This window comes from Microvirga sesbaniae, from assembly GCF_025460805.1.
Lineage (GTDB): Bacteria > Pseudomonadota > Alphaproteobacteria > Rhizobiales > Beijerinckiaceae > Microvirga > Microvirga sesbaniae.
This window is the reverse complement of sequence record NZ_JAMXFJ010000019.1, coordinates 93,289-112,755: the sequence shown is the minus strand read 5'-3', so window position 1 is coordinate 112,755 and position 19,467 is coordinate 93,289. Positions and strand designations below refer to the sequence as shown.

Below are 19,467 nucleotides of genomic sequence, written 5' to 3'. Positions count from 1 at the left end.
GAGTACGCCTTCACCAACAACCTGTCGGCCAAGGTCGAAGGCCTGTACGTCAACCTCGACCAGGACAACAACAGCATCTTCAACATCGACAACGATGCTGAGTTCGGTGTGGTCCGCGCCGGCCTGAACTTCCGCTTCGGCACCTACTAAGATCCGTCTCCACGGAGACAGACAAGGCCCGGGTCACCCCGGGCCTTGTTGTTTTGGAGTTCCATCAGGCCCGGGTCACCCCGGGCCTTGTTGTGTTAGGGATCCATGAGGAGACCCGACCCGGGCTGCCCTCGCAACCTCGCGCTCTCACCTCACCATCGTCGCGGCGGCAAGGACGATGAACAGCGCTCCTGCGCCCCGACCGATCAGGCCGATGGCGCGCGGGTGGGCCACGAGAAGGTCGCGAGCCCGGCCCGCCGCGACAGCAAGTCCGCCGTAGACCATGAACTGCATCAGCACGGTCATCGCTCCCATGATCAGAGCCTGGAGGGAGATCGGTCCGTAGGCCGGAAGCAGGAACTGGGGATAGACGGCGAGGATGAACATGTAGGCCTTGGGATTGAGAAGGCAGGTCAGGGCGCCCTGCCGGAACGCGACCCAGAGCGATGCGGCGCTCGCTCCGGTGACCGTCTCGATCGTGATGGACCTGCGAAGCAGCGTCATGCCGATCCACGTCATGTAGGCGGCACCCGCATAGAGGAGCGCGGCGACGACCTGCGGCGGCATCGTCGACATCAGGCCCACGCCCACGGCGCCGAAAACCGTATGAGCGGCGCCGCCCGCCATGATTCCGGCCGTTGCGGCCAGCCCGGCCCTGCGCCCTCCGGTCAGGGCATTGGCAAGAACGAACAGCATGTCCATGCCCGGAACGATGACGATGCCGAACAGCAGAGTGAGGAAGAGCCAAAGATTCGTACTATAGGTCATGTCGGTTGCGTGCCGCCTTCAGGCATTGGAGCGTTGGATTGTCCTGTGTTTCCAATGGTATGTTGAGGGATGTGCCAACTTGCTCCTGACAGCGTCATGTCAGTTGAGAAGGACGTGTCAGATGCGCAAGGCGTCCCGCCTTTTCGAGATCATCCAGATCCTTCGGCTCGCGGAACAGCCGGTGACGGCCGCGGATATCGCGCGGGGTCTCGGCGTCACGTCACGGTCCATCTATCGCGACATCGCGGCGCTCCAGGCCATGCGGGTCCCCATCCAAGGTGGGCGCGGCATCGGATACAGGCTACGTCCGGGTTTCGACCTGCCTCCGCTCATGTTCTCCATCGAGGAGACCGAGGCCATCGTGCTGGCGCTGGCCCTTCTGGAGCGGACCGGTGACATCGCTCTCAAGCAATCGGCCGCGCGGGCCGGCCAGAAGATCGCCGCGGCCGTTCCGCCGCCGCTGCGCCAGGCTCTGACCGCCAACACCCTGCATGCCTGGGGCAGCATGGCGCCCGCTCCTCCACGGGTCGATCTGGCGGCCGTCAGGCTGGCGATCCGCGAGGAGCGAAAGATCCATATCGCGTACCGCGATGAGCAGGGACGCGAGACGGAGCGAACCATCTGCCCGATCGCGCTCATCTACTACTCGGAGACCGCCAATATCGTCGCTTGGTGCGAGCTGCGTCAGGATTTGCGCCACTTCCGGGCGGATCGCGTGGAGAGCGCTTCTACGACCGATTCGTCCTTCAAGGGCAAAGGTGACGCGTGGAGGCGCCGATGGGTGTCCGGCTGGAGCGTCGACCAGGGTCTCTGACATCGACCGGGCCGAGACGACCGGCAAAAAAAAGCCGGAGCCCGCAGGCTCCGGCGAAGGAAGGCTGCCGTCAGAGCAGCCGGGAGGATCGTCTTGGTCCGTTAGACGGAGTAGTACATCTGGAACTCGACCGGGTGCGGGGTCATCTCGAAGCGAGCGACCTCCGTCATCTTCAGCTCGATATAGCTGTCGATGAAGTCGTCGTTGAAGACGCCGCCGGCCTTGAGGAACGCGCGGTCCTTGTCGAGGCTGGCGAGGGCTTCGCGGAGCGAGCCGCAGACGGTCGGGATCTTCTTCAGCTCACGCGGCGGCAGGTCGTACAGGTCCTTGTCCATCGCCTGGCCCGGATCGACCTTGTTCAGGATGCCGTCGAGGCCGGCCATCAGCATCGCCGCGAAGGCGAGGTACGGGTTGGCGGTCGGATCGGGGAAGCGGACCTCCACGCGCTTGGCCTTGGGCGAGGTCGTCCACGGAATGCGGCAGGAGGCCGAGCGGTTACGGGCCGAGTAGGCCAGCAGCACCGGAGCCTCGTAGCCCGGGACGAGGCGCTTGTAGGAGTTCGTCGACGGATTGGTGAAGGCGTTCAAGGCCTTGGCGTGCTTGATGATGCCGCCGATGTACCAGAGGCATTCCTGGCTGAGGTCGGCATATTTGTTGCCGGCGAACAGGGGCTTGCCGCCCTTCCAGAGTGACTGGTGCACGTGCATGCCCGAGCCGTTGTCGCCATAGACCGGCTTCGGCATGAAGGTGGCCGTCTTGCCGTAGGACTGGGCAACGTTATGGATGCAGTACTTGTAGATCTGCATCTCGTCGGCGGTGCGGACGAGCGTGTTGAACTTCGTGCCGAGCTCGTGCTGGGCGGACGCCACCTCGTGGTGGTGCTTCTCGACCGTCACGCCCATGGCCTTCATGGCGGCCAGCATCTCGCCGCGCATGTCCTGAGCGGAATCCAGCGGGGGAACCGGGAAGTAGCCGCCCTTGGTCTGGATGCGGTGGCCGAGATTGCCGCCCTCGTAGGGGGTGTCACCGTTGATCGGCAGCTCGGAGGAATCGAGCTTGAAGCCGGTGTTGTAGGGGTCGGCCATGAACTTCACGTCGTCGAACACGAAGAACTCGGCCTCGGGGCCGACATAGACCGTGTCGGCGATTCCGGTGGACTGCAGATAGGCCTCGGCCTTCTTGGCGATGCCGCGCGGATCGCGGTTATAGGGTTCGCCCGTCGCCGGCTCGAGAATGTCGCAGTTGATCGTCATGGTGGACGCCGAGAAGAACGGGTCCATCTGGGCGGTCGTCGGATCGGGCATGAGGGTCATGTCGGATTCGTTGATCGCCTTCCAGCCGGCGATGGACGAGCCGTCGAACATGATGCCGTCCGCGAACATGTCTTCGTCGACCATCGAGACGTCGAAGGTCACGTGCTGCCACTTGCCGCGCGGGTCCGTGAAACGGAAGTCGACGTATTGGACGTCGTTATCTTTGATCGCCTTGAGCACATCCTTGGCGGTCTGCATGATCGTCTGGTCCTCTTCTGCCCTTAGAGATTGTCCTCGGCCCAAAGGCCTCGGCTTGGGAAAGCGAGCTTAGATCGCGTCGGATCCGGTCTCGCCCGTGCGGATGCGAACGGCCTCTTCGACCGTCGAAACGAAAATCTTGCCGTCGCCGATGCGCCCGGTCTGGGCAGCCTTGCGGATGGCCTCGATGGCGCTTTCGGCCATCTCGTCGTTCAGGACGATTTCGAGCTTCACCTTCGGCAGGAAGTCCACGACGTATTCCGCGCCGCGATAAAGCTCCGTGTGGCCCTTCTGCCGGCCGAAACCTTTTGCCTCGATCACGGTAATGCCCTGGAGGCCTACTTCCTGGAGAGCTTCTTTGACTTCATCGAGCTTGAAGGGCTTGATGATGGCTTCGATCTTCTTCATCCCGGTCAACCGTTCTCGTTCGAGGTTTTGCCGCTTTTAGCACCAGCCAGAGGTGCCTTCCATGCGATCGTCGATTCAAAGTGGGCCATTTTGCCGAGTTGATGGGCATATTATGATCAAAGTTTGTGCAGTTGCGGAAAACCTCGCCAAAACCGCCAAAACGGGTCCTTTTTGCCGCCATGACAGCCCCTGAACTCATCCTGACCCCCTCCGAAATGAAGCAGGCCGACCTGGAAGCCATTGCAAGCGGCATTCCGGGCGTCGAGCTCATGCGGCGGGCCGGCCGGGCCGTGGCCGATTCTGCCGAAAAATTAGTCTCCCGCGAAGGCACGATCCTCGTCGCGGCCGGACCCGGCCAGAACGGGGGCGATGGTTTCGTGGCGGCAACCCTTCTGGCCGAGCGAGGGTACCGGGTGAGCCTCACCCTGCTGGGAGAACCGGGGCGGCTGACAGGGGATTCTGCCATCGTCGCGCGCGACTGGACGGGGGAGGTCCGGCCGATCGAGGATGCGGCGTTCCACGGGGCGGATCTGATCATCGATGCCCTGTTCGGCACCGGCCTCTCGCGCGACCTCGACGGTCCGGCCCGTCACGCCGTGGACCGGATGAACGGTTCAGGCAGGCCGATCCTGGCGGTCGATCTCCCGTCCGGAATCGACGGCGATACCGGCGAGGTCCGGGGGCTCGCTGTCAAGGCGGCCCGGACCGTCACCTTCGCGGCCCGCAAGCCGTGCCATCTCCTGATGCCCGGACGAGCGTTCGGCGGGCCTGTCGAGGTGGCCGATATCGGCATCGGGCGGGCGATCCTGGCGGCCAAGGGCGGCCGTCTGTTCGGCAACGATCCGGCGCTCTGGCGGCCGGTGCTGCCGAAACCGGGACTGGCCTCGCACAAATACGAGCGCGGGCACACGCTGGTGGCTTCCGGTGGGGCGACCCGCACGGGCGCCGCGCGGCTGGCGGCCCGGGCGGCTCTCAGGATCGGATCCGGCCTCGTCACGGTGGCGTCGCCCCCGGAGGCGATCGGGGTCAACGCCGCCCATCTGACCGCCATCATGCTGAAGGGCTGCGACGGTCCCGAGGGCCTGCATGCGATTCTTCAGGATCCGCGCTTCAACGCGCTCGTCCTCGGGCCCGCCCTGGGAGTGCACGCCAATACGCGCGCCATGGCGGCGGTCGCCGTCCACGCCAGGCGAAGCCTGGTGTTGGACGCCGATGCGCTCACGTCCTTCGAAGGCTTGGCGTCGGAGCTCCATGGCGCCTTCCGGCACGCCCCGACGGTCCTGACGCCGCACGACGGCGAGTTCAGCCGCATGTTCAAGGATCACCCGGATATCCTTGATCCTGCATCGAAAATCGAGCGGGCCCGGCGTGCTGCGGCTTACACCGGAGCGGTGGTGCTGCTGAAGGGCCCCGATACGGTCGTGGTGTCCCCCGACGGCCGGGCGGCGATCAACGAGAACGGCACGCCCTACCTGGCGACCGCCGGATCGGGCGATACCCTCTGCGGTCTCATCGCCGGGCTGATGGCGCAGACCATGCCGGCCTTCGAGGCCGCCTGCGCGGGAGCCTGGATCCATGCCGAGGCGGGAGCGCGCTTCGGTCCCGGGCTGATCTCGGAAGACCTGGCGGACCTGGTGCCCGGCGTGCTGCGCGACCTCCTCAGGTAACGTCGATCCAGGCCCACAGGCCTGCATCGAACCGTTCCAGGACCGTGGAGGCGAGGAGCCATTTGCCCGGATTGTCCGCCACGAAGGCGATCCGGACGGTCCTGTTCTCCGGCACCTGCGCGGTGTCGAGCCAATAGGGCTCCCAGCCGTCGTCGAGAGGATGCAGGAGCCGGAAGACATGTCCGTGCAGGTGCATGGGCTGGGCGTAGGCCGTCTGGTTGGTCAGGGCCAGAACCACCGGGGTGCCGCGCTTGACCTTGACCAGGGGCGGGCCGGACGCGCGTCCTTCCGACCCGTTGATCGTCCAGGGCGCGCCGGGAACCTTCGGGTCGCCCTTGATCACCACGTCCTTGCGGTTGGCGCTCTGAAGCCTGATCGCATCCGGGAGCTTCGGATTGGCGGGAAGCGGGGCGATCGCGGGAAGATCGGGCCGCCTGTCACCGCCGGTCACGATCTCGACGAGGGGCATGCCGTCACCGATCAGCGCCGTGACGGCTCCGGTCGCGCCGGCGTCCTGCACAAGGTCGACCAGCAGGTCGTAGCGGGTGCCGGGAGCGAAGGGCAGGGAAGCGCGCAGGGGCTCGAACGTGCTGGTCGGCTGCCCGTCGACGGCGATCACGTAGGCCTTCATCCCGTCGAAGCGCAGGCGCATGGCCCGGGCATTGCACGCATTGGCGAGCCGCAGGCGCAGACGGCCTCCGGAAGGCGCCTCGAGACGTCGCGGCGTCGCCGCGCCATTGATGCTGAGCCAACTGCCGAGCCGGCCGGCCGGGGCGGCCGACCCCGGCTTCTCGAAGGCCGCCAGCGAGCCGTCATCGTCGAGGCGCCAGTCGTCCACGACAAGGGCGATATCCTGATCCACCTGGGGCGGACTGCGCTCCTCCACGACCAGCAGACCCGAGAGCCCGCGCTCCGTGGGCTCGGCGCTGCCGCCGAGAACGCAGGGGCGGATCAGGAAGGTGCCGGCGTCGGGCGGCACGAAGCGGTACTCATGGTTGCCGCCGGCGGCGACGGGGTCCTGGGTCAGACCGCCGACCCCGTCTGACGCGTTCGGCCCCCGGACACCGTGGAAATGGAGCGACAAGGGCAGGGACGTCCCGTTCTCGAGCCTCAGGCGGAGTTCCTCGCCCTGCTTGATCCCGACCACGGGGCTCAAGCTCCCGTTGAACGTCCAGAGGTCGGCCGTCGCTGCCGTGTCGGGACGTAGCCTCATGGGCGTCGATCGGGCCGCCAGAACCTGCTGGGGGCCGTCCGACCCCTGAGCCCGGCCCTGCCGCGAGACGGCGATCAGGGTCGTGGCGAGACCGGCGGTAACGGCGCGGCGTGTGATCATGAGGCTGTCTCATCGGGGCGAGGAGGGGCGGGAAACATCGGTACCGTTTTGAACGTGAACGGCCAAGTTTGGTTGCCAATAGGCCGCACACGAACTTTTTTGATGCACACTTCGTCAACCATGCTATAGAGCCGCGTCCCGGAAGAGGGGTGCGCCTCGCGCGCTGCTCCCGCGCGGGCGTGGCGGAATTGGTAGACGCACTGGATTTAGGTTCCAGCGACGAAAGTTGTGGGGGTTCGAGTCCCTCCGCCCGCACCAGTCCCGTCAGGATTGGGTTCCGGAGGCAGCGAGTGGCCTGGTTGACGGCATGACGCCGCATCGGCCGGAACCTGGATTTCAGATTTTCGAGTGGATGAAGGCGAATAGTACCATGCAGGTGACGGAAACACTGTCCCAAGGCTTGAAGCGAGAGTTCAAGGTCGTGCTCCCGGCCACCGAGTTGGAAGAGCGCCTGAACAGCGAATTGACGACCCTCAAGGATCGCGTGCGGATCAACGGATTCCGCCCCGGCAAGGTGCCGGTGGGACATCTGCGTCGGGTCTATGGCCGCTCCGTCATGGCGGACGTGCTTCAGAATGCCGTCAACGAGGCCAACCGCAAGATCGTCGAGGACAACGGCCTGAAGCTCGCCAACGAGCCGCAGATCCAGTTCCCCGACAGCCAGGAAGAGGTCGAGAAGGCCATGGAGGCCAAGGGTGACCTGGCCTTCACCGTCGCCCTCGAGGTCCTGCCCGTGTTCGAGCTGGCCGATCTCTCCGACGTGACGGTCAAGAAGCCGGTGGCCGAGGTCACCGACGCCGAGATCACCGAATCGCTCGAGCGCATGGCCAAGCAGAACCGCACCTTCGAGCCGAAGGACGGCGCGGCGGTCGACGGCGACCGGGTCGTGGTGGATTTCGTGGGCCGCATCGACGGCACCGAGTTCGAAGGCGGCAAGGGTGAGGACATCCGGGTCGAGCTCGGCTCGAACACCTTCATTCCCGGCTTCGAGGATCAGCTCCTCGGCCTGAAGGCAGGCGACACGAAGCTCGTGAAGGTCACCTTCCCGGTGAACTACATGGCGGCCCATCTGGCCGGCAAGGACGCCGAGTTCGACGTGACCGTGAAGGAAGTCGAGGCTCCGGGCGAGCTGACGATCGACGACGAGATGGCCAAGGGCTTCGGCATGGATTCCCTTGACAAGCTCAAGGACGCGATCCGCGACGCCATCAAGCGCGACTTCGACGTTCAGTCCCGCCGCAAGGTGAAGAAGGACCTGCTCGACTCGCTCGACGCCAAGTACAGCTTCGAGCTGCCCCCGACCCTGGTCGAGCAGGAATTCGCCGCCGTGTGGTCCCAGGTCGTCGGCGACATGAAGTCGAACAACCGCACCTTCGAGGACGAGGGCACCACCGAGGACGAGGCCAAGGCGGAGTACCGCAAGATCGCCGAGCGTCGTGTTCGTCTCGGCTTGGTCCTTGCACAGATCGGTGAGAAGTCCGATATCAAGATCTCCGACGACGAGGTGACCCAGGCCCTCATCGAGCGGGTCCGCCAGTACCCCGGCCAGGAGCGGCAGGTTTGGGAGTTCTACCAGAAGAACCCGCAGGCCCTCGCAGAAATCCGGGCTCCTCTGTTCGAGGAGAAGGTCGTCGACCAGATCCTGTCCCAGGTGAAGGTCGACGAAGAGACCGTCTCCAAGGACGCGCTGTTCAGCGACGAGGATGAGGACGGAGAGAAAGCCGGCAAGGGCGAGTAACGCTCCGTTAAGCGTCTCGTTGCTTGCATGAATTGCACGGCCGCGCATCCGCGCGGCCGAATTGGAGCAGTGAGACAATGAGAGATCCGGTAGCGCTCTTTAACAATACGCTCGTCCCGATGGTGGTTGAGCAGTCGAACCGCGGCGAGCGCGCGTTCGACATCTATTCGCGCCTCCTGCGCGAACGGATTATCTTCCTCACGGGTCCCGTCGAAGACTACTCGGCCTCGCTGATCGTGGCGCAGCTTCTGTTCCTCGAGGCCGAGAACCCCAAGAAGGAAATCTCCTTCTACATCAATTCCCCCGGCGGCGTCGTGACGTCGGGCCTGTCGATCTACGACACGATGCAGTTCATCCGCTGCCCGGTTTCGACCCTGTGCGTCGGCCAGGCGGCCTCCATGGGCTCCCTCCTGCTGACCGCCGGCGAGAAGGGCATGCGTTTTGCCCTCCCGAACGCCCGCATCATGGTCCACCAGCCGTCCGGCGGCTATCAGGGCCAGGTCACGGACATCATGATCCACGCCCGCGAGAGCGAGGCCCTGAAGCGCCGCCTGAACGAGATCTATGTGGGCCATACCGGCCGCAACTACGAAGAGATCGAGCGGGCTCTCGAGCGCGACAACTTCATGACCGCCGAGGCGGCCCGGGAGTTCGGCCTCATCGACCAGGTGATCGAGAAGCGTCCGGAGCCGGCCGCCACCCCGGCGTAACCCTTAAAACCTGGGGACAAAATTCCCCTGGGTGCGTCTTTTTGCCGAGTAATCCCGTTTCTATTGATCACGGGCTCTCCCCGTGATTGCATGTGGATTCGGGAAGGCTGGGCGATTTGAGCGTTCAATTCTTAGCGACGGAACATTTTGTTAGCTCCGTCGCTCATAAATTAAAGGTGCTGGGCCGGCAGGGGCTGTCCCGGTACGGATTGGAGATGTGATAATGACCAAGGCTGGCGGCAACGACTCCAAGAGTACGCTGTACTGCTCCTTCTGCGGCAAGAGCCAGCATGAGGTTCGCAAGCTGATCGCTGGCCCGACGGTTTTCATCTGCGATGAATGCGTCGAGCTGTGCATGGACATCATCCGCGAGGAGTCGAAATCGTCTCTCGTGAAGTCCCGCGACGGGGTCCCGACCCCGAAGGAGATCAGCCGCGTTCTGGATGACTACGTGATCGGCCAGGAGCACGCCAAGAAGGTGCTCTCGGTGGCGGTCCACAACCATTACAAGCGCCTCGCCCACGCGACCAAGCACAACGACGTCGAACTGGCCAAGTCGAACATCCTGCTGATCGGACCGACCGGCTCGGGCAAGACCCTGCTTGCCCAGACCCTCGCCCGAATCCTGGACGTGCCCTTCACGATGGCCGATGCGACGACCCTGACCGAGGCCGGCTATGTCGGCGAGGACGTGGAGAACATCATCCTCAAGCTGCTCCAGGCCTCCGACTACAATGTCGAGCGGGCGCAGCGGGGCATCGTCTATATCGACGAGATCGACAAGATTTCCCGCAAGTCCGACAACCCCTCCATCACCCGCGACGTGTCCGGCGAGGGCGTGCAGCAGGCCCTCCTCAAGATCATGGAAGGCACCGTCGCGTCCGTGCCTCCGCAGGGCGGCCGCAAGCACCCGCAGCAGGAATTCCTGCAGGTGGACACCACGAACATCCTGTTCATCTGCGGCGGCGCCTTCGCCGGCCTGGAACGGATCATCTCCGGCCGCGGCAAGGGCACGTCGATCGGCTTCGGCGCCTCGGTCAGCTCTCCGGACGACCGTCGCACGGGCGAGATCTTCCGTGAGGTCGAGCCCGAGGACCTGCTGAAGTTCGGCCTCATCCCCGAATTCGTCGGCCGCCTGCCGGTTCTGGCGACCCTCGAGGATCTCGACATCGACGCCCTGAAGACCATCCTCCAGGAGCCGAAGAACGCCCTGGTGAAGCAGTACCAGCGCCTCTTCGAGATGGAGAACGTGCAGCTCACCTTCCAGGACGAGGCCCTGACCCTGATCGCCAAGAAGGCGATCGAGCGGAAGACGGGCGCCCGCGGCCTGCGCTCCATTATGGAGGGCATTCTGCTGGAGACCATGTATGACCTGCCGGGCCTCGATTCCGTCGAGCAGGTGGTGATCGGTCCCGAGGTCGTGGAGGGCAAGGCCAAGCCGCTGTTCATTCATGGCGAGCGGAACGAGCAGGCCGCAAGCGCCAGCGCTTGAGGGCCACCGGGGGCCTTTCCCATGCACAGATGCATTGCGGGCAATCTTCTTGAAACAGGAGGCCCGCAACGCCACATTATCTCTTGCGCCGGTGCTGTCCGCTCATGTTGCGAGGGGGAGCCCGGCGTACCGGATGCAGCCCATAACAAAAGCCTGAGCATTCCGGTTATCCGTCCGACGTCCAGCTCATCCGAGGGGATTCCCGGACGCAGTCAAAAGGATACCGTCTCATGACACAATCGAAGCCACGTCAGCCTGTCGTTCCAGGCTCGACCGGAACCTATGCGGTTCTGCCTCTGCGCGACATTGTTGTCTTTCCACACATGATCGTGCCGCTCTTCGTCGGCCGTGAAAAGTCGATCCGCGCGCTTGAGGAAGTGGTCAAGGGGGACCGTCACATTCTTCTGGCCACCCAGATCGATGCGACGGATGACGATCCGTCAACGGACGCGATCTACAAGGTCGGGACCCTGGCCAACGTCCTGCAACTGCTGAAGCTGCCCGACGGCACCGTGAAGGTGCTGGTCGAAGGCGCGAGCCGAGCCCAGGTGAAGGCCTATACCCGTACGGACGAGTTCTACGAGGCCGAAGCCGAGGCGCTTCCGGACTCCCTCGGCGACCAGGTCGAGGCCGAGGCGCTCGCCCGGTCGGTCGTGTCCGAGTTCGAGAACTACGTGAAGCTCAACAAGAAGGTGTCGCCGGAGGTCGTGACCGCCGTGACCCAGATCGACGAGCCCGCCAAGCTCGCCGACACGATCGCGTCTCACCTGGCCATCAAGATTGCCGACAAGCAGGCGATCCTCGAGACCGCCACCGTCGCTCAGCGCCTGGAGAAGGTGCTCGGCATGATGGAGAGCGAGATCTCCGTTCTCCAGGTCGAGAAGCGGATCCGGACCCGCGTGAAGCGTCAGATGGAGAAGACGCAGCGCGAGTACTACCTCAACGAGCAGATGAAGGCGATCCAGAAGGAGCTCGGCGACGACGAAGGTCGAGACGAGCTGGCCGAGCTCGAGGAGAAGATCGAGAAGACCAAGTTCACGAAGGAGGCCCGCGAGAAGGCGCTGGGCGAGCTGAAGAAGCTGCGCCAGATGTCGCCCATGTCGGCGGAGGCCACCGTGGTGCGCAACTATCTCGACTGGCTGCTCGGGATCCCGTGGAACCGCCGTTCGAAGATGAAGAAGGACCTCAAGGCGGCCCAGGATCTGCTCGATGCGGATCATTACGGCCTCGACAAGGTCAAGGAGCGCATCGTCGAGTACCTGGCCGTGCAGCAGCGCGCCAACAAGCTCACGGGCCCGATCCTCTGCCTGGTCGGCCCTCCCGGCGTGGGTAAGACCTCCCTCGGCAAGTCGATCGCCAAGGCCACGGGCCGCGAGTTCGTGCGCATGTCGCTCGGCGGCGTCCGCGACGAGTCGGAGATCCGCGGCCACAGGAGGACCTATATCGGCTCGATGCCGGGCAAGATCATCCAGTCGATGCGCAAGGCCAAGACGTCCAACCCGCTCATCCTGCTCGACGAGATCGACAAGATGGGCATGGACTTCCGCGGCGACCCGTCGGCGGCCCTGCTCGAGGTCCTCGATCCTGAGCAGAACTCGACCTTCAACGACCATTACCTGGAAGTCGATTACGACCTGTCCAACGTGATGTTCGTGACGACGGCCAACACGCTCAACATCCCGGCTCCGCTCCTCGACCGTATGGAGGTGATCCGCATCGCGGGTTACACCGAGGAGGAGAAGGCCGAGATCGCCCGCACCCACCTGATCCCCTCGGCCATGCAGAAGCACGGTCTGGCGGAGAAGGAGTGGAAGATCGGCGATGAGGCTCTCCTCATGCTGATCCGCCGCTACACCCGCGAGGCGGGCGTGCGTAACCTCGAGCGTGAGATTGCCAACCTGGTCCGCAAGGCCGTCAAGGAGATCCTGATCTCCAAGGTCAAGGCGGTCGAGGTCACGGTCGACAACCTGCCCGAGTTCCTCGGACCGCCGCGCTATCGCTACGGCGAGGCCGAGACGGAGGACATGGTCGGCGCCGTCACGGGTCTGGCCTGGACCGAGGTGGGCGGCGAGCTGCTCACCATCGAAGGCATCATGATGCCGGGCAAGGGCAAGATGACCGTCACGGGCAACCTCCGCGACGTCATGAAGGAATCGATCTCGGCCGCGGCGTCCTATGTCCGCTCCCGCGCTCTCGATTTCGGCGTCGAGCCGCCCCTGTTCGACCGCCGGGACATCCACGTGCACGTGCCGGAAGGCGCGACGCCGAAGGACGGCCCGTCGGCCGGTATCGCCATGGCGACCGCCATCGTGTCCGTGATCACCGGGATCCCGGTGCGCCGCGACATCGCCATGACCGGCGAAGTCACGCTGCGGGGCAGGGTGCTGCCCATCGGCGGCCTCAAGGAGAAGCTCCTGGCGGCTCTGCGCGGCGGCATCAAGAAGGTGCTGATCCCCGAGGAGAACGCCAAGGATCTCGCCGATATCCCGGCCAGCGTGAAGAACGGCCTGGAAATCGTGCCGGTCTCCATGATGGATCAGGTTCTCCAGCATGCCCTCGTGCGGGTGCCGGAGCGGATCGAATGGGATGAGGCGGCGGAACTCAAGGCTCACAAGCCGGGTGTCGAAGACGACTCGGCCGGGGTCATCGCTCACTAGATTCCGGCGATTGACGTAACGCCAGAAGCCTCCGGACCCGGGTCCGGAGGCTTCTTTTTTGCGGGGAACTGCAAAAAATCGGCTGTTTTCAGCCACTTCGGGGCTTGCTTACGGACAAGCTTTGCGCCAAACGGGTGTCCCTGAAACGGTGGACCATTTCTTTTGCGACGCCGTGATCACTGGAGGATATGACTATGAATAAAGGCGAGCTCGTTGCGGCCGTTGCCGACAAGGTAGGCCTTTCGCGCGGCCAGGCTGGCGATGCGATCGACGCCGCCATCGAGGCGATCACCGGCGCTCTGAAGCAGGGCGATGAGGTCAAGATCGTCGGTTTCGGCACGTTCGTTGTGACCAACCGCGCCGCCGGCGAGGCGCGCAACCCGCGCACCGGCGAGAAGGTCAAGGTTCCCGCGTCCAAGACCCCGAAGTTCCGCGCCGGCGCGGGCCTGAAGGATGCCGTCAACGCGAAGTAATCACTCTTTGAGCGGTGTTCGCTTGCGAAAGAAGGCCGACAATGCTTGCGTTGTCGGCCTTCTCTTTTTATGTCAGGCCGGACGGGCGGTTAGCTCAGTTGGTAGAGCTTCGGTTTTACACACCGCAGGTCGGGGGTTCGAGTCCCTCACCGCCCACCATCTCCCGTCCCATGGCTGCTCTTCCTTGAGCCTACGCCGTCAGGACGAGCGTCCTTCCTCGCCTTCCGTAAGCCTGTCGAGAACCTTCTCGGGGGCGACGTGCCGTTCCAGCTCGCGGAGGGTGGGGTCCCGCGCCTCGTTGATGCCGAGATGTTCGGCGATCGCCCGGGTCAGCGTCAGCAGCCGCGTGATCTCGTGCTCGGAGAGCAGATTCGTCTGGAGATCGAGCTGCGAGCGCCGATCCGCCTCGGCGGCGGCACGATTCTGGCTGATGAGCACGAAGGTGGAGAGGAAGATCGCCTCGACCGACGCGAACGTCGCGAGGATGACGAAGGTCGGATCGAAGGCCGGAACGCCCGGGATCAGGCCGAGATTGGCCGCAACCCAGCCGGCCACCAGAACCAGGTGCACATAGACGAACGCCATGCTGCCGGTGAAGCGGGTGATCGCTTCGGCGATGCGCTCCTGCAGACCAGCCTTGCGCTCCTCCTCGTGCCGCTTCTCACGAAGGGCGTCGATGTTGCGTTCGAGGACAGAGGCCAGAACATTGGGCTCCACGGCGGGCGTGCTCGGGCTGTCCTGGCGTCGGGCTGTCCTGTCCTTCGATCTGATGTCCGTCACTTCGCCATCCTTCGTTCCCGCTCCCGTGGCTGGATAGGAACGGCCACCAGTCCGAAGAAGTTCGGGCTTCCTCGGAGCCTTATGATCACGGAGCGGTGCGGGTGGGTTGGAACGCCGCACCCCGGCTCCTGCAACATTCGCGCTTGGTCATCGTTTGAAGGCATCCCTCCAAGGAAGGCTCCTGAGACTTGAACCCGCTCCGGCCGATGCTGGAGCGGGCTTTTTCTGGCAGGCACCCGGCCGCACGGTGACGCCTATCGGATCGTCTTCTGCATGTCTTCGAGCAGGGCGATGTGCTCGCGAATCTGCCCGCGGGCCAGCTTGGCGACATTCATGTGCTCGCGATTCTGCGGGTTCGACTGGAGGTATCGCTCCTGAACCTGAAGCAGGTCGCGATGGCCCTCAAGCTGAGCCTGCAGGTACATCTTGTCGAATTCGGCCCCGGCCTGCTGATTCTGCATCTTCTGGATCATGTCACGGGCCGATGGGTCCATCTGCATGGGCGGCATGGCCGCGGTGGATGGGCCGCCTGCCGATCCCGTCGCCGCAGTGGCGGCCGGTTCCATCATCGAGCGCAGCACCTCCGAGAGCGTGGTCTGCTCCTGGATCTCGAAATTGGCGAAGCGCTTCAGATCTTCGTTGCGGACCTTGTTCATGGCGATTCGGCTCGATTCCAGAGCCACCATGCCGAGCTGCATGGTCTGCTGCATGTGCTGCATGTCGGCTTGGCTCATCTGGCCGCCAGGCTGGCTCATCGGCATGGCTCCGGAGGATCCCGACGGCATGGCCGGGGAGGAGCCGCCGGTCTGGGCCAGGGCTGGGGCGACAACGAGCGCAGCGGCGAGGCCGCCGAGGAGGGTGCGACGATCCATCTTGATCTCCAACTGAAAGTCCCGGCTCGGCCGCGACACGCTGGAGAAGCGCTCGACTCTGGGCCGCCGTTAGAGGCCGAACGCGATCGATGCTGCTTTGTTTCACCTGCGCTTTAAGCAAGCAGGACCAGATGGGCCCGCAGCGCTCCAGACAGCAGAAAGCCGGCCTCGCGGCCGGCTCGATCGAGCTTAGAGGTTCGAGAAAGTAATGGTCGGAGCGAGAGGATTTGAACCTCCGACCCCTAGTCCCCCAGAACAAGAACATATGCGGCTAAGCAACTGTGAAACCGTACGATTTTCCGCAGCTCGGAATGCCCGTGGGAAAAGGCGTGGGTAAGTCATGCAAGCGAATGGGACAAGGTCGAAGGTGCAAGTACCAGTATACCACAAACCTGCAGTCGCTTTTCTTCAGACACCAACTTGCGACAGAGGGCCTCTGACGCTTTAGCCGATGCATTAGCTTCTCTCGGTACTTTACAGGAACGCTTCACTGCCAGCAGGGGGCAAATTGAACCTTAATGTTACTATGTGACGCACGACTGAGGTGGCGTTGATCTGTGGCCTCTACCTTTTTAGGCAGGTTCGCGGTTGGCGCACGTCCACCCCCGAACGTGTTTCGGATATCTCGCATCCAGAGAAGCTTCGTCATTTCCGATGAGTTCAAAGCCCGCGCAGTATCATTACGTGATGCAAGTGCAAATCAGACGCCTTGGCCGTTCCCTCAATGTTGGCACTACCCACGAATCTCCGCCACACCCACGCTTCACTGCTTCAGCCTTACGTGAGACGATATCGCAAACCATGGGCAGATGAATACCGAGGCTCGCCAATGCGTAGATCTCTACTTTTGGTTCAATTGGCATTAGTGGTTCTGGCTCTACCCATAGAGATGCCAAGAGCCGAAAAACGGCACTCCCTAAAAGAGGCTGGATCAATACGGTATTTGGAGCTTGTACCCACTGGACAGACTGCTCTCGCAGCGCTTGCCGTACAGAAGCCAAACACAAGTCTCTCCGAGATCCTCAGCAAAGCGGGGGACGCTGAAATAAGCAACCTGTTAGAGGATCTGAATTCCGATGGTACGCCTGAGCTGATTGTTCAGCTTACTGGTACGATCACGTGCGGGATTAGGGACTGCGATACATACATCTTCTCACTAGAGAATAACGAATACCGCCCCATCTGGACTGCAACAATGTCCGTATTGGGTGTTGGGAGCGTAAATGTGAACGGGTGGAACATTCTTGTGACAAACCCCGACACTCAAAAAGATAATGGAACGTTCTGGTCATGGGAAGGAAAAAACTATGTCCTTCGCTAGCATCGCAATGCGGAACATTCTCTGTGCATTGGCCCTCTTCTTTTCATACGAAGTTGAAGCGTCAATGAGGACTTATGGAGATTACTTAGAAGATCTTGGCCAGCGCGAGTCAGGTGGTGATTACTCGATAGCAAACAGTTTTGGCTATTTAGGAAAGTATCAATTCGGCGAGGCGGCGCTTCGAAACTGCCGTCTGTATAATGATGATTTAACAAAGAAGAATGACTGGATAGGAACGTGGAGTGCTGAAGCGAATTCTCATGGCGTTGCAAGCAAGGAGGCATTCCTGAGAACCCCAAATTTCCAAGAGTTTTCTATCCGGAGGTACAACACTCTAAATTGGAGTGAAATTGTGCGCCTTGGCCTCACTCAGTACATTGGGCAAACAATTGGTGGACTCCAAATCACTCCATCCAGCCTGCTCGGTGGAGCTCACTTAATGGGGCCTGGCAATGTCCGAAAATTCTTAGAGTCAGCGGGTGGAATCGACCCCGCGGACGGCTATGGCACTCGCTTGTCGGAGTACTTGGCAAAGTTCGCTGATTATGAACTTCCCTTTAAGTGAGAGCGCTGAATGAAGCTCTCGCGCCGTGATTTGCTGGCTGGTGTCCTTCTGACAACCAGCAATCACCTAACTCCACACCTTCAAACGGCGCTTGCCCAACCTCAGCAGGCCTCTCAGCGCGGTTGCGTTCTAGCCGCAAGGAATGACGGGTCAACTCTCGCATCAAGCTGCTCGGGAAGGTTGAAGTATCAGTCAATTCGTCTTGAATGGGTCGTTAGCGATCCTGCGCAGCGACGGCTACTGGAGCTCTCGATCAGTCAAACACATGAGCTTGCGATGTCTGAAATGAACATCGCGGCCACCATCAACGTCCATAACGACGAAATGACAGGGCCAAATGCTTTTGCACAAAAGAGCAACAACCTTGCCGAAGATGGGGAAGTTCTACTTGGAAGACGCTTTATCCGAGAGCGAATCCTTGAGGGGCGCGGATCAGACATCTCGATTTTAGCTGTCATAGCCCATGAGATGGCCCATATCCTTCAATTGAAACGCGGGATTTGCGACGCTCTCATTTGCGGAGGTGGAGTCCGCGATGTTGAGCTGCATGCAGATTTTCTCGCTGGTTTTTGCCTTGGAAGGATGAACGTATCTTTCGATACAGGCCGAGCTGTCGAGTTAACCAACGCATGGGCCAGACTCGGAGATAAGTTCTTCGGAAACTGCAATCATCATGGAACAGCCGATCAAAGGCTCTCATGCTTACTGGCTGGTTTCAATCTCTCGCAATCGGGTGACTCATTCGAAACCTCCATTATAGCAGGCAGAGAACATGTCCTGAACTTCGGAAGATGTGGCATCACTTGCGGAAACTAGGTTCTACATACGTGGCGCGAAACCGTAAGCAGGGATTGGAAGAGTGAAATGAGATACACTCTCTGTGCGTTTGGTATGGGGCTCGCTTTATATTTGTACTGCACTCCATCATTTGCACAATTAGGCTCCAATCCACAGTGTAACTTCAGCGCATGTCAAACGTTGTTTCGCGCGCTGAGCATGGGAGTCGAACTAAAAGCCTTTGCCGTTCAAAGTCAGCTCTCGCTTATCGGTTCGGGCTCGCCGGCACCACCGACCCCCACTCAACTTCAAGCCATTGCAGATCAATTGGACCTACGTGTAAAAGTTAGCGACTTGACCACAGCTGGTCTATCAAGCAGCTCCAATTTCGAGGAAAGCATCCGAGAACTTGTTAAACTAAAGCACTCGCAGCAGGCATCAAATGCATTCGAAATAGGAAGTCGCCTATCGGAGAACATCGCGAGGACAGTAATATTCAGCGAGAGAAAGGGAGCAGCAGTCGGATATCCGACGGAAACCAAAATTGCCGATGGGTGGAGGTCAGATGCACTACTTATTGCTGACACTCTGAAAACATTAACATCCGAGCAGTTCGATTTCGATGAGCGTGCATCTAGCGTTTTGCGTATACAAGAAGCTGCATGCAGGCTCAAGGAGAACCTAGATAGATTTCTCAATTCGGCTGAATGGAGATGCGCGGAATTACTTGACCGTTATAGGGCGATTGCAGCCGCACTGCCGATAAACACAAATCCTCCGAATCTGATAGCAAAACCTGACCCGCCTCGCAAAAGCAGCCCAGTCGATGGCATTCGGATCGTGTATTTTCAGAAAGCTGCGGATTTAGGTCTGGTCGAGAAGGTCTTCGACGATCACGGAATAGTCCCATCGATTCAGAACGGCACGAACGACAAGGCGACAAACGTGTTGACCTGCTCTCCAGCAATGCGTCTTGGTGCAGTAAAATGGTTGGCCACCACGCTTATGGCCGCAGGCGTTCGACTTCAGGGTATAGCTCCTCAGGGGCGGCGTACGAGCTTCATCGGGGTAGAACATTATCCCGAGTTTAGTAGAATGCCTTTTTTAACGGCCTCCGACGTAGACAAATTTCGCGGGTGTAAGGTCTGGAATGACGAAACGGTACCAGCTCCTTACATAACCTTAACCTATAATTGTTCACAGCCATTCGAAGGAACTATCAAGTTCGCAAATCCCTTTACAAAGCGATGGGAAACCCAACGTGTGGAGTTCATGCCCGGGAGAAAGTGGTTTCTAAAGGACGATACAGGGGGCTATCCAACTTCGGCATTCTCGTACGTACAGCTCAACCCCGATTGGGATAGCCGATGGTGGAGAGTTCAGATTGGCACCGAGATCGGATGTCTGTGATGTTACCGATGCTGTTTGTGA

General features: G+C 61.5%; 17 protein-coding genes and 2 tRNA genes. 13 read left to right on the top strand and 6 right to left on the bottom strand.

Annotated elements, in window-relative coordinates:
* Window positions 1–297: 297 nt before the first annotated feature.
* Window positions 298–918 (bottom strand): LysE family translocator, encoded by a 621-nt coding sequence (locus OCW50_RS22540; RefSeq protein ID WP_262299036.1) that lies wholly within the window; start codon window positions 916–918, stop codon window positions 298–300.
* 121 nt (window positions 919–1,039) lie between these two features.
* On the opposite strand from OCW50_RS22540, the gene OCW50_RS22535 reads away from it, so the two are divergent.
* Complete coding sequence (locus OCW50_RS22535; protein ID WP_262299035.1) at window positions 1,040–1,732, top strand: helix-turn-helix transcriptional regulator; 693 nt, start codon at window positions 1,040–1,042, stop codon at window positions 1,730–1,732.
* A gap of 101 nt (window positions 1,733–1,833) precedes the next feature.
* Here the strand turns inward: OCW50_RS22535 and glnA are convergent, their stop codons facing one another.
* On the bottom strand, window positions 1,834–3,243 hold the full coding sequence (gene glnA / locus OCW50_RS22530; protein ID WP_262299034.1) for a type I glutamate--ammonia ligase: 1,410 nt from the start codon (window positions 3,241–3,243) through the stop codon (window positions 1,834–1,836).
* A 69-nt stretch (window positions 3,244–3,312) separates the two neighbouring features.
* Window positions 3,313–3,651 carry a P-II family nitrogen regulator gene (locus tag OCW50_RS22525; protein WP_036360409.1) on the bottom strand — a complete coding sequence of 113 codons (339 nt, stop codon included), beginning with the start codon at window positions 3,649–3,651 and terminating at the stop codon, window positions 3,313–3,315.
* Window positions 3,652–3,830: 179 nt separating this feature from the next.
* Here OCW50_RS22525 and OCW50_RS22520 point away from each other — a divergent pair, with 179 nt between their 5' ends.
* On the top strand, window positions 3,831–5,318 hold the full coding sequence (locus tag OCW50_RS22520) for an NAD(P)H-hydrate dehydratase (protein WP_262299033.1): 1,488 nt from the start codon (window positions 3,831–3,833) through the stop codon (window positions 5,316–5,318).
* Here OCW50_RS22520 and OCW50_RS22515 read toward each other — a convergent pair.
* Window positions 5,311–6,651: a multicopper oxidase family protein gene (locus OCW50_RS22515; protein ID WP_262299032.1), complete on the bottom strand. Its 1,341-nt coding sequence runs from the start codon at window positions 6,649–6,651 to the stop codon at window positions 5,311–5,313. The genes OCW50_RS22520 and OCW50_RS22515 overlap by 8 nt on opposite strands.
* A 173-nt stretch (window positions 6,652–6,824) precedes the next feature.
* On the opposite strand from OCW50_RS22515, the gene OCW50_RS22510 reads away from it, so the two are divergent.
* From OCW50_RS22510 to OCW50_RS22480, 7 genes are all read left to right on the top strand, one after another.
* Window positions 6,825–6,909: transfer RNA gene (locus OCW50_RS22510), tRNA-Leu, on the top strand.
* Window positions 6,910–7,021: 112 nt separating this feature from the next.
* On the top strand, window positions 7,022–8,389 hold the full coding sequence (gene tig / locus OCW50_RS22505) for a trigger factor (RefSeq protein ID WP_262299031.1): 1,368 nt from the start codon (window positions 7,022–7,024) through the stop codon (window positions 8,387–8,389).
* A gap of 77 nt (window positions 8,390–8,466) precedes the next feature.
* Window positions 8,467–9,099, top strand: coding sequence for an ATP-dependent Clp protease proteolytic subunit (locus tag OCW50_RS22500; RefSeq protein ID WP_183450534.1), 633 nt, complete (start codon window positions 8,467–8,469; stop codon window positions 9,097–9,099).
* Window positions 9,100–9,322: 223 nt separating this feature from the next.
* Window positions 9,323–10,591, top strand: coding sequence for an ATP-dependent Clp protease ATP-binding subunit ClpX (clpX, locus tag OCW50_RS22495; RefSeq protein WP_262270699.1), 1,269 nt, complete (start codon window positions 9,323–9,325; stop codon window positions 10,589–10,591).
* Window positions 10,592–10,821: 230 nt separating this feature from the next.
* Window positions 10,822–13,248: an endopeptidase La gene (lon, locus tag OCW50_RS22490; protein ID WP_262270700.1), complete on the top strand. Its 2,427-nt coding sequence runs from the start codon at window positions 10,822–10,824 to the stop codon at window positions 13,246–13,248.
* 194 nt (window positions 13,249–13,442) lie between these two features.
* The gene (locus OCW50_RS22485) at window positions 13,443–13,721 is read left to right on the top strand and encodes an HU family DNA-binding protein (RefSeq protein ID WP_036352717.1); all 279 of its coding nucleotides are present in this window, start codon (window positions 13,443–13,445) and stop codon (window positions 13,719–13,721) included.
* A gap of 83 nt (window positions 13,722–13,804) precedes the next feature.
* A tRNA-Val gene (locus OCW50_RS22480) sits at window positions 13,805–13,880 on the top strand.
* A 39-nt stretch (window positions 13,881–13,919) separates the two neighbouring features.
* On the opposite strand, the gene OCW50_RS22475 is transcribed toward OCW50_RS22480, so the two are convergent.
* On the bottom strand, window positions 13,920–14,438 hold the full coding sequence (locus tag OCW50_RS22475; RefSeq protein WP_262270741.1) for a DUF1003 domain-containing protein: 519 nt from the start codon (window positions 14,436–14,438) through the stop codon (window positions 13,920–13,922).
* A 317-nt stretch (window positions 14,439–14,755) separates the two neighbouring features.
* Window positions 14,756–15,373, bottom strand: a complete 618-nt coding sequence (locus OCW50_RS22470) for a DUF4142 domain-containing protein (RefSeq protein WP_262299030.1) — start codon at window positions 15,371–15,373, stop codon at window positions 14,756–14,758.
* A gap of 829 nt (window positions 15,374–16,202) precedes the next feature.
* On the opposite strand from OCW50_RS22470, the gene OCW50_RS22465 reads away from it, so the two are divergent.
* From OCW50_RS22465 to OCW50_RS22450, 4 genes are all read left to right on the top strand, one after another.
* A complete protein-coding gene (locus OCW50_RS22465; RefSeq protein WP_262299029.1) occupies window positions 16,203–16,694 on the top strand; it encodes a hypothetical protein in 492 nt (163 codons plus the stop codon).
* Window positions 16,681–17,259 carry a hypothetical protein gene (locus OCW50_RS22460; RefSeq protein WP_262299028.1) on the top strand — a complete coding sequence of 193 codons (579 nt, stop codon included), beginning with the start codon at window positions 16,681–16,683 and terminating at the stop codon, window positions 17,257–17,259. Before OCW50_RS22465 ends, OCW50_RS22460 begins: the two co-directional genes overlap by 14 nt.
* A gap of 276 nt (window positions 17,260–17,535) precedes the next feature.
* Window positions 17,536–18,075, top strand: coding sequence for a neutral zinc metallopeptidase (locus OCW50_RS22455; protein ID WP_262299027.1), 540 nt, complete (start codon window positions 17,536–17,538; stop codon window positions 18,073–18,075).
* A 315-nt stretch (window positions 18,076–18,390) separates the two neighbouring features.
* Window positions 18,391–19,446: a hypothetical protein gene (locus tag OCW50_RS22450; RefSeq protein ID WP_262299026.1), complete on the top strand. Its 1,056-nt coding sequence runs from the start codon at window positions 18,391–18,393 to the stop codon at window positions 19,444–19,446.
* Window positions 19,447–19,467: the final 21 nt, after the last annotated feature.

Excerpts from the sequence above, each read along its gene's own strand:
- glnA (WP_262299034.1), bottom strand. The coding sequence starts at position 3,243 with ATGCAGACCGCCAAGGATGTGCTCAAGGCGATCAAAGATAACGACGTC.
- OCW50_RS22485 (WP_036352717.1), top strand. The coding sequence starts at position 13,443 with ATGAATAAAGGCGAGCTCGTTGCGGCCGTTGCCGACAAGGTAGGCCTT.
- OCW50_RS22460 (WP_262299028.1), top strand. The coding sequence starts at position 16,681 with ATGTCCTTCGCTAGCATCGCAATGCGGAACATTCTCTGTGCATTGGCC.
- tig (WP_262299031.1), top strand. The coding sequence starts at position 7,022 with ATGCAGGTGACGGAAACACTGTCCCAAGGCTTGAAGCGAGAGTTCAAG.
- clpX (WP_262270699.1), top strand. The coding sequence starts at position 9,323 with ATGACCAAGGCTGGCGGCAACGACTCCAAGAGTACGCTGTACTGCTCC.
- OCW50_RS22525 (WP_036360409.1), bottom strand. The coding sequence starts at position 3,651 with ATGAAGAAGATCGAAGCCATCATCAAGCCCTTCAAGCTCGATGAAGTC.
- OCW50_RS22540 (WP_262299036.1), bottom strand. The coding sequence starts at position 918 with ATGACCTATAGTACGAATCTTTGGCTCTTCCTCACTCTGCTGTTCGGC.
- OCW50_RS22455 (WP_262299027.1), top strand. The coding sequence starts at position 17,536 with ATGTCTGAAATGAACATCGCGGCCACCATCAACGTCCATAACGACGAA.
- lon (WP_262270700.1), top strand. The coding sequence starts at position 10,822 with ATGACACAATCGAAGCCACGTCAGCCTGTCGTTCCAGGCTCGACCGGA.
- OCW50_RS22515 (WP_262299032.1), bottom strand. The coding sequence starts at position 6,651 with ATGATCACACGCCGCGCCGTTACCGCCGGTCTCGCCACGACCCTGATC.
- OCW50_RS22465 (WP_262299029.1), top strand. The coding sequence starts at position 16,203 with ATGCGTAGATCTCTACTTTTGGTTCAATTGGCATTAGTGGTTCTGGCT.
- OCW50_RS22535 (WP_262299035.1), top strand. The coding sequence starts at position 1,040 with ATGCGCAAGGCGTCCCGCCTTTTCGAGATCATCCAGATCCTTCGGCTC.
- OCW50_RS22520 (WP_262299033.1), top strand. The coding sequence starts at position 3,831 with ATGACAGCCCCTGAACTCATCCTGACCCCCTCCGAAATGAAGCAGGCC.
- OCW50_RS22500 (WP_183450534.1), top strand. The coding sequence starts at position 8,467 with ATGAGAGATCCGGTAGCGCTCTTTAACAATACGCTCGTCCCGATGGTG.
- OCW50_RS22470 (WP_262299030.1), bottom strand. The coding sequence starts at position 15,373 with ATGGATCGTCGCACCCTCCTCGGCGGCCTCGCCGCTGCGCTCGTTGTC.